The sequence below is a fragment of the Cellulomonas hominis genome (assembly GCF_005239125.1).
GTDB lineage: Bacteria > Actinomycetota > Actinomycetes > Actinomycetales > Cellulomonadaceae > Cellulomonas > Cellulomonas hominis_A.
In genome coordinates, this window is sequence record NZ_SZYE01000159.1 from 1 (window position 1) to 9,323 (window position 9,323).

Sequence of the window (9,323 nt, forward strand, 5' to 3'; positions counted from 1 at the left end):
CGGCCACGCCGACGGACGCGCCCGCGGCGCCCGCCGTCCCCGTGGTGCCGGCCACCCCGCCGCCGCCCGAGGACGACGGCGGCGCCCCGGTCCGGGTCGCGGTGCCCGCGCGGTCGATCGAGGTGCCGGTCGACCCGGTGGGGGTGGCCGAGGATGGCCAGATGGAGATCCCGCCGCTGGCCGAGCGCGGCGGGTGGTACCGGTACGGGTCCGACCCCGGCGACGCCGCGGGTACCACCGTGGTCGCCGCGCACGTCGACTCGGTCGCCTCGGCCGGCACCGGGCCGTTCGTCCGGCTCGTCGACGTCGTCCCCGGGGACGAGGTCCGGGTGGACCTGGCCGACGGCAGCACCCGCACGTACGTGGTGGACGCGGTGACGCGGTTCCCCAAGAGCGAGGCCCGCTGGCCGGACGTGTTCACCCGCGACGGGCCCCCGCGGCTGGCGCTCGTGACCTGCGGCGGTACCTTCGACCGCGGCACCCGCCACTACCGCGACAACGTGCTCGTCACCGCCAGCCCCGCGGACGCCCCGTGACCGCGCAGCAGATCGCGCCGCAGCCGCCGCGCCGCCCGACGAGGAGGACCGCCCTGCCCAGGACCGTGGCGCACCTGCGCCCACCGCCCGAGTGGGACGACGAGGCGCTCGCGCGCGCATTCGAGGCCGGCGACGAGCACGCCCTCGCGGAGGCCTACCGCCGGTGGGCGGCGTACGTGCACACGCTGGCGCTGCGCACGCTGGGGTCCGCGGCCGACGCGGAGGACGTCACCCAGCAGGTGTTCGTCTCCGCGTGGCGCGGGCGCTCCGGCTACCGCGCGGACCGGGGTGCGCTGCGCGGCTGGCTGACCGGCATCACCCGCAACGCCGTCACGGACGCGCTGGCCCGGCGGAGCCGCGACGTCCGGGACCTGCACGCCGTCGCGCGGCGCGCGGACCGGGCCGAGGTCCCGGACGTCGCGTCGGTCGCCGAGCGGGTGACGGTCGTCGACGAGCTCGAGCAGCTGGGCGAGCCGCAGCGCACGATCCTGGCGCTCGCGTTCTACGGCGACCTGACGCACGACGAGATCGCCCGCCGGCTCGACCTGCCGCTCGGCACCGTGAAGAGCCACATCCGACGTAGCCTGCTGCGGCTGCGCGACCGGATGGAGGAGGTGAGGGACGGTGCCGCACCTCGAGCCTGACGCCCTCGCCCTGCACGCGGTCGGCGAGCCCGTGACCCCGGCGGAGCAGCGGCACCTCGCGGCGTGCGACCGGTGCGCCCGCGAGCTGGCGGCCCTGCGGTCGACGGCCGCGACCGCCCGTGCCGGGGCCGGTGAGGCGCTCGTGCCCGCGCCCGACGCCGTCTGGGAGCGGATCGCCGCCGAGCTGGGTCTGGCCCCGGACGTGCGGCCCGGCCCGGCCGGCCCCGTCGTGACCGAGCCGGGGGACGGCACGGGGTCCGCCCGGTCGGGCGGCGCGCCCGTCCGTGGCTCCCGCGGCCGGTGGCTGCTCGCCGTGGCCGCGGGTCTGGTGGTCGGCGCGGTCGGCGGCGGCGCCGTCGTCGCGTCCGTCCAGCGGCCGGCGGAGACCGTGGTCGCGGAGGCGCGGCTCGACGCGCTGCCCGGCTGGGCGGCCTCGGGCGACGCGTGGCTGGAGGAGGGCGCGGACGGGACGCGCACGCTCGTGGTGCGGGTGTCCCCGACCGAGGAGGACGGCTTCCGCGCGGTGTGGCTGCTGGACCAGGACGCGACGCGGCTGGTCAGCCTCGGGGCGCTGGACGGCGACGAGGGCCGGTTCGCCGTCCCGCCCGGCCTCGACCTCGACGAGTTCCCGGTGGTGGACGTGTCGGCCGAGCCGTTCGACGGCGACCCCGCGCACTCCGGGGACAGCATCGTGCGGGGGGCGCTCGACCGGCGGGCGTGACCGCGCGGCCCCCCGTATCCTGGGACGCGGTGTGCCGGGAAGTCTGGTCGGCTCCCTGTCCGGCGACCCTCCGGGCAGGTGGTCCAGCCGCCCCGGGAGTACCGCATGACCTCCTCGCCCCCGCACGCCCACGCCCCGTCCGCCCTGTCCCGCTGGGCGTCCCGCGAGACGACCGGCGGCGCCCTGCTGGTCGCGGCCGCGCTCGTCGCCCTGGTCTGGGCCAACTCGCCCTGGCGCGGGAGCTACGCCGGCCTGTCGGCGTTCACCCTGGGTCCGGACGCGCTGCACCTGGACCTGGACCTGGCGCACTGGGCGGCGGACGGCCTGCTGGCGGTCTTCTTCTTCGCGGTCGGGCTCGAGCTGAAGCACGAGCTGGTCGCCGGCAGCCTCCGGGACCCGCGGCGGGCGGCCGTGCCGGTGCTGGCCGCGGTCGGCGGGATGCTGGTGCCGGCGGCGCTGTACGTCGCCGTCGTCACGGCCTCCGGCGACCGCGACGCGCTGCCGGGCTGGGCGGTCCCCACCGCCACCGACATCGCGTTCGCCCTCGCGGTGCTCGCGATCTTCGGCCGCGGGCTCCCGATCGCCATCCGCACGTTCCTGCTCACGCTGGCCGTGGTCGACGACCTCCTCGCGATCACCGTGATCGCCGCGTTCTACTCCGACGGCCTCGCCTGGGGCCCGCTCGCCGGTGCGCTCGCCGCCGTGGCGGCGTTCGCCGCGCTCGCGCGGTCGCCGTACGTCCACCCGTGGCTGCTGTGGCCGATCGGGCTGGTCGCGTGGGGCTGCATGCACGCGTCGGGGGTGCACGCCACGATCGCCGGGGTGCTCCTGGGCCTGACCGTCCCGGCGCGGCCGGTGCACGGGGGGGCGGGGTCCCGCGCCCAGCGCTACGAGCACGCGATCAAGCCCTGGTCGGCCGTGGTCGCCCTGCCGGTGTTCGCGTTCTTCGCCGCCGGCGTGACCGTCGTGGGCGGCGACGGCTTCGCCGGCCTGCTCGCCGAGCCGGTCGTCCCCGCGGTGGTGCTCGGCCTCCTGGTGGGGAAGGTCGCCGGCATCCTCGGCGTGGTCGCGCTCGTGACCCGCGGGCGGACCCTGCGCCTGCCGGACGGGATCGGCGTGCGGGACCTGGCCCCGGTCGCCCTGCTCGCGGGCATCGGGTTCACCGTGTCGCTGCTGATCGCCGAGCTCGCCTTCGAGGGCGACGCGGGGATGGTGGGCGCCGCCAAGATCGCGGTCCTCACCGCGACGCTGCTCGCGGCCACCGGGGCGGCCGTGCTGCTGCGGCGGGATGCCCGGCGGCCGCGGGCCGCGGACATGAACGAGGACGGCGAGGTCGACCGCGTCCAGCCGGCGGTCGGCGGCGGTGCGGCGGGGCCGGGCACGTCGCGCTGACCGGCCGACGGCCGGATCGGCCCCGCGCGCCGTTGCAACGTTGTAACCTCGGCCCCGTGGCGATCGAACCCGAGGGCAGGGCCGCCCCGACGCTGCGCGACGTCGCGCAGGTGGCGGGCGTGTCGTTCAAGACGGTGTCCAACGTGCTCAACGACCACCCCCAGGTGCGGGAGTCGACCCGCGCGAAGGTGCTCGCCGCGGTCGAGCAGGTGGGCTACCGGCCGAACCTCGCCGCGCGGAACCTGCGGCTCGGCCGCAGCGGCGTGATCGGCCTCGCGGTCCCGGAGCTGAGCCAGGCGTTCTTCGCGCAGCTGGCCGACGAGGTGATCCGGGTCGCCGCGGAGCAGGACCTCGTCGTCCTGGTCGAGCAGACCGGCGGGCTGCGCGAGCGGGAGCTCGAGGCACTGCGGAACCCCCGGCTGTCGCTGACGGACGGGCTGCTGCTGGCGCCGCTCGGGCTGACGCACGAGGACGTCGTCCCGGACCCGGCGGGCCGCCCGCTGGTGGTGCTGGGGGAGCCGCTGTTCGACGGGCCGGTCGACCACGTGACCATGCGGCACGAGGAGGCGGCGCGCGCCGCGACGGCGCACCTGCTCGGGCTCGGGCGGCGGCGCGTCATGCTGCTCGGCGCGCACGCGACCGAGGAGACCGGCGTGGCCGCCCTGCGGTACGCGGGCTACCGGGCCGCGGTCGACGGCGCCGGCCTGGCGGTGGACGACGCGCTGGTGGTGCCGGTCGAGACCTGGGACCGCAGGAGCGGGGCCGAGGCGATGGCGCGGGTGCTGGACGCGGGCGTGCGGATGGACGCCGTGTTCGCCATGAACGACGACCTCGCGCTCGGTGCCCTGCGGTCGCTCCAGGAGCGGGGCGTCGCGGTGCCGGGGGACGTCGCCCTGGTCGGGTTCGACGACGTGGCCGACGGCCGGTACACCTACCCGAGCCTGACGACCGTCGAGCCCGGGCGGCACGACATCGCGCGCGAGGCGGTGCGGCTGCTCCGGGAGCGCATCGACGACCGGGCGCGCGGCGAGCTCGAGCCGCGCGTCCTCGCGCCGGACTTCCGGCTCGTCGTCCGGGAGTCCACGGGCGGCTGACCGGCGGCTCCACGTGGCCGCCCGGGACCGGCGCGCCCACGTGGCCGCCCGCGCGCCCTCCTGCGCCCCGGCGATCACCCGGGCCCCGGGTTGACACGCCCCGGCCCCGCGCTCCAAGATCCCACTTACAACGTTGTCTTACAACGTTGTATGCGGGCTCTCCCGAAAGGACTCCACGCAATGAAGCGCATCCCCGCCCTCGTCGTCGCGCCGGTCTGCCTGGCGCTCACCCTCGCCGCCTGCTCCAGCGGCGGCTCCTCCGACTCCGACGGTCCCGTCGAGCTCACCTTCTGGCACGGGTACACCGAGGCCGACGGCGACGTGCTCGAGCAGATCGTCGACGACTTCAACGCCGCGCACGACGGCGAGATCACCATCACGACCCAGGTGAACCCCTGGGACGTCATCGACGACACGTTCCTGCCGGCGCTGTCCGCGGACAACGGCCCGGAGATCGTCGCGATGCCGGCCGAGCGGCTGCCGGTCTACGCCGACCGCGGCGCGTTCGTCGAGCTGGACGACTTCTACGCGGACGACGAGGCCACGCCGGACCTCAACGCCGGCGCGCTCGACATGGTCACCGTCGACGGCACCGCCTACGGCGTCCCGACCGGCTTCGTGCCGCTCACCATGTTCTACAACAAGGCCCTGCTCGACGCGGCCGGCGTCGCCGTCCCGACCACCTGGGACGAGTGGGTCGCCGCCGCCCGGGCGCTGACCGTCGACGAGAACGGCGACGGCACCCCGGAGCAGTACGGCCTCGCCCTGGCCGACCACGCCACGGTCGGCAACGGCGTGTGGCCGACGCTGTTCTACGGCAACGGCGGCGCCGTCGTCGAGGACGGGAAGGCCGTCATCGACTCGCCGGAGAACGCCGAGACGCTGGAGTTCTGGCACGACGCGGTCACCGCCGGGAAGATCAGCCCGACCGGCGTCGACGGCGTGAGCGGCGACAGCCTGTTCAGCAGCGGCCGCGTCGCGATGTACGTCGGCGGGCCCTGGATGGCGACCGTCTCCGAGGAGAACGGGATCGACTACGGCATCGCGCCGATCCCGGCCGGGCCCGAGGAGCAGGCGGCGTCCGCGATCGGCGTCTCGATGGCGCTGACCCGGCAGGCCGACCAGGCGCAGCAGGAGGCCGCACAGGAGTTCTTCTCGTACTTCCTGTCGCGCGAGGAGTCGGTCGCCTGGGCGCTCGGCTCGGGCTGGCCCCCGCTGCGCACCGACGTCACCGCCGACGAGGTGGACGAGAACCCGGTCGTGGCCGCGCTCACGGAGCAGGCCGAGCTCGGCCGCCCGCTGCTGCCCGGCGTGGTGAACAGCACCGACGTGCTGACCGCGGTCGACGACCTGACCCAGCGCGCGATGGCCGGCGAGCCGGTCGACGAGCTGCTGGCCCAGGCGCAGACCGCGATCCAGGCCGCGCTGGACGACTGACCCGAACCGGACCGGCCGCCCCCGGCTCCCCCGGGGGCGGCCCGCCACCTTCGAGAGGCACCTTTCATGACGACCGCGCACGCGGCCGGGTCCCGCAAGCGGGCCTACCGCGCACCCGCCCCGCTCGGCGGGCGCGGCGGCCCCGTCCGGCAGCGCACCCGCACCGGCAGCCGCCGCACCCGCACCGCCCTCGCGTTCCTCGCGCCGGCCCTGATCATCCTCGCGGTGTTCGTGGTCTGGCCGATGATCTCCGCGCTGCAGATGTCGTTCACCGACGCCAGCGGGTTCGGCCGGGCCGAATGGGTCGGGCTGGACAACTACACCCGGATCTTCACCGACCCCGACATCCGCGACGCGGTGCTGAACACCGTGGTCTACGCCCTGCTGTTCACGCCGACGGCCGTGGTCGTGGCGCTCGCGCTCGCGCTGCTGCTGACCAACGACCGGCTGCCGTTGCGCGGGCTGTTCCGCACCTCGCTGTTCCTGCCGTTCATCATCTCGCTGGCCGTGGCCGCGCTGGCGTGGTCGTACCTGATCGACCCGCAGGTGGGGCTGCTGCACTACTGGCTGCGCGGCGTGGGGATCGACCTGGGCAACGTGCTCCAGGACCCCACCTTGGCGATGCCCGCCGTCGCCCTGGTCGCGGTGTGGAAGAACTTCGGCTTCTACATGGTGATCTTCATGGCCGGGCTCCAGGAGATCCCGGGCTCGCTGTACGAGGCCGCCAAGATGGACGGCGCCGGCGCCTGGTCCCGCTTCCGGCACATCACGCTGCCGATGCTGTCGAACACCACCGCGTTCGTGCTGATCTTCGCGCTGATCGCCGCGCTGCAGGCCTTCGACCAGATCTACGTGATGACCGGGGGCGGCCCCTACGGCAACACCCAGACGGTCGTGATGGAGATCTACGAGTCCGGCTTCCGCAAGCTCGAGCTCGGGTTCGCCTCCGCCCTGTCCTACGTCCTGCTGCTCGCCACCCTCGCGCTCAGCATCGTCCAGTTCGTGTTCTTCGGGCGCCGCGAGGAGGAGTCCTGATGTCCGCCGCCACCCTGACGCCCGGCGCCGCACCGGCACCCGCCCCGGCCCCGGAGCAGCGGCGCGTCGTCGCCGCCGGCCGCCGCCGGGTCCGCGTGTCCACGGTCCTGCTCACCGCCGCGGTCGCCGTCACGACGCTGATCGTGCTGCTCCCGCTGTTCATCGTGCTGTTCACGGCGTTCAAGCCGACCGCGGAGGTCAACGCCTACCCGCCGACGCTGCTGCCCGACGCGTGGACGACCGCGAACTTCGAGCGGATCTTCGCCGACCTGCCGTTCGCCCGGCTGATCGGCAACAGCTTCCTGTTCGCCGGCGGGGTGACGGCGTTCGCGGTCGCCTTCGACGCGCTGGCCGCCTACGCGCTGGCCCGGATCGACTTCCGCGGCCGCCGGACGCTGCTCGTGGCGATCGTCGCGACGCTGATGATCCCGTTCCAGGCGACCCTCATCCCCGTGTACCAGATCGTCAGCGACCTGGGCTGGGTGAACACGTTCGCCGGGCTCATCGCGCCGCGCGCCGCCGACGCGTTCGGGATCTTCTTCCTCCGGCAGTTCTTCGTGGCGCTGCCGCGGGACCTCGACAACGCCGCGCGCATCGACGGCGCCTCCGAGCTCCGGGTCTTCTGGCAGATCGTGCTGCCGAACGCACGCCCCGCCGTGCTGACGCTCGCGATCTTCGTCTTCGTCAACAACTGGAACGACCTGCTGTGGCCGCTGGTCTTCACCACCGAACGGGAGATGGGCACCATCACATCCGGACTCACCCAGCTCACGGGCCCGGGCGGCATCGTGCCGTACGGCGTCATGATGGCCGGCGCGCTCGTCGCGGTCGTCCCGCTGGTCCTCGCCTTCATGCTCGTGCAGCGCAAGTTCATCGAGTCCATCGCCACCACGGGGCTCAAGTGACCGGGGCCGCGGCCGGCGGCCGCTGGTTCGAGGACGGCGCCCTGCACTTCGGGCTCGGGATCGAGGACACGTTCGTGCCGCAGGGCGGCCCCGGCGAGCGCCCGATCGACGAGTACGCCCTCACCGACCACTACGCCCGGTACGGCGAGGACCTCGGCCTCGCGTCGGACGCCGGCGCGACGTTCCTGCGCTGGGGCGTGCCGTGGCACCGGGTCAACCCCGGCCGCGGGGTGTGGGACTGGTCCTGGGTGGACCGCGTGGTCGACCGGTTCGGGGAGCTCGGGCTGCGGCCGGTCATCGACCTGCTGCACTACGGGACGCCGCTGTGGCTCGACGGCCAGTTCGCGCACCCTGACTACCCGCAGGTCGTCGCGGAGTACGGCGTGGCGTTCGCGGAGCGGTACGGCGACCGGGTCACCGACTACACGCCGGTGAACGAGCCGATGATCCACGCCCTGTTCTGCGGGGTGTACGGCTACTGGCCGCCGTACCTCACGGGCGACACCGGCCTGACGACGATGGTCCGCGCGCTGGGGGAGGGCTTCGTCCGCACCCAGCGGGGGATCGCCGACGTGCTCGGCGACCGGGCGACCTTCATGCACGTCGACGCCTCGATGCGCTACGCCGGGGACGTGCACGGCGAGCACCGGGCGCAGGCCGAGCGGCTCACCCACCAGGCGCACCTGGTCGAGGACCTGGTGACCGGCGCGGTCGACGACCGGCACCCGCTCGCCGGCGTGCTGCGCGCGCACGGGATGGCCGACGCGGACCTCGCGTGGTTCGCCGACCACGCCGTGCGGCCCGATGTGATGGGCGTCAACTACTACCCGCGCATCTCCACCGAGGTGTTCGAGGACGGTGTGCACCACCGCGGCGGGTTCGCCGACCCCCGCCCCGCGCAGGACGCCGGCGTGGCCGGCCTGGTCGAGGTGCTCCTGGAGGCCGAGCGCCGGCACGGGGCGCCCGTCATGCTGACCGAGACCGCGGTGACCGCCCCGGTCGCCGACCGGGTGGCCTGGCTGCACGAGTCCGTGGCGGCGATCCGCACGCTGCGCTCCCTGGGGCACCGCGTGGTGGGGTACACCTGGTGGCCGGTGTTCGACATGTACGAGTGGACGTACCGGCACGGCACGGCCGAGCGCGAGGAGTACCTGCTGACGATGGGACTGTTCGACCTGGTGGAGGACGGCGCGGGCGGGCTGGACCGCCGGCGGACGCCGGTCGCGGACACGTACCGCGCGCTGGCGACGGACGCGCGGGCCAACGGGGCCGCCACGGCGGTGGAGAGGCGGTGGGCCGCGTGACGGAGGGCACCGGTGCGGGGTCGGGCGTGGGCGTGAACCCGATCGTGCTGCAGCGGGCGGACCCGTGCGTGCTGCGGCACGGGGGGCAGTACTACTTCACGGGGTCGCACCCGCTGTACGACCGGATCGTGCTGCGTCGTGCGGAGCGCCTGGAGGACCTGCAGGCCGCGCAGGAGGTGACGATCTGGACCCGGCACGCGTCGGGTCCGCAGTCGCACCTGATCTGGGCCCCGGAGATCCACCGGATCGCCGGCG

General features: G+C 74.8%; 10 protein-coding genes. All 10 read left to right on the plus strand.

What is annotated here, in order from left to right:
* Positions 1-536: class F sortase (locus FA014_RS15440; protein WP_154730543.1), on the plus strand; the 536-nt coding region annotated here is incomplete at its 5' end.
* Entirely contained in the window at positions 533-1,180 is a 648-nt protein-coding gene (locus FA014_RS15445) for a sigma-70 family RNA polymerase sigma factor (RefSeq protein ID WP_328288213.1), read from the plus strand. The genes FA014_RS15440 and FA014_RS15445, both read left to right, overlap by 4 nt.
* Entirely contained in the window at positions 1,161-1,901 is a 741-nt protein-coding gene (locus FA014_RS15450; RefSeq protein ID WP_154730544.1) for an anti-sigma factor, read from the plus strand. The genes FA014_RS15445 and FA014_RS15450 overlap by 20 nt, the downstream gene beginning before the upstream one ends.
* A gap of 105 nt (positions 1,902-2,006) precedes the next feature.
* Positions 2,007-3,293: a Na+/H+ antiporter NhaA gene (nhaA, locus tag FA014_RS15455; protein ID WP_154730545.1), complete on the plus strand. Its 1,287-nt coding sequence runs from the start codon at positions 2,007-2,009 to the stop codon at positions 3,291-3,293.
* Between the two features lie 56 nt (positions 3,294-3,349).
* Positions 3,350-4,387, plus strand: a complete 1,038-nt coding sequence (locus FA014_RS15460; protein ID WP_154730546.1) for a LacI family DNA-binding transcriptional regulator — start codon at positions 3,350-3,352, stop codon at positions 4,385-4,387.
* Positions 4,388-4,567: 180 nt separating this feature from the next.
* A complete protein-coding gene (locus FA014_RS15465; RefSeq protein WP_154730547.1) occupies positions 4,568-5,824 on the plus strand; it encodes an ABC transporter substrate-binding protein in 1,257 nt (418 codons plus the stop codon).
* A 66-nt stretch (positions 5,825-5,890) separates the two neighbouring features.
* The gene (locus tag FA014_RS15470; protein WP_154730548.1) at positions 5,891-6,859 is read left to right on the plus strand and encodes a carbohydrate ABC transporter permease; all 969 of its coding nucleotides are present in this window, start codon (positions 5,891-5,893) and stop codon (positions 6,857-6,859) included.
* Positions 6,859-7,764: a carbohydrate ABC transporter permease gene (locus FA014_RS15475; protein ID WP_154730549.1), complete on the plus strand. Its 906-nt coding sequence runs from the start codon at positions 6,859-6,861 to the stop codon at positions 7,762-7,764. Before FA014_RS15470 ends, FA014_RS15475 begins: the two co-directional genes overlap by 1 nt.
* Positions 7,761-9,068 (plus strand): family 1 glycosylhydrolase, encoded by a 1,308-nt coding sequence (locus FA014_RS15480; protein WP_154730550.1) that lies wholly within the window; start codon positions 7,761-7,763, stop codon positions 9,066-9,068. The genes FA014_RS15475 and FA014_RS15480 overlap by 4 nt, the downstream gene beginning before the upstream one ends.
* The coding region (locus FA014_RS15485) for a family 43 glycosylhydrolase (RefSeq protein WP_230323229.1) at positions 9,065-9,323 on the plus strand (259 nt) is incomplete at its 3' end. The genes FA014_RS15480 and FA014_RS15485, both read left to right, overlap by 4 nt.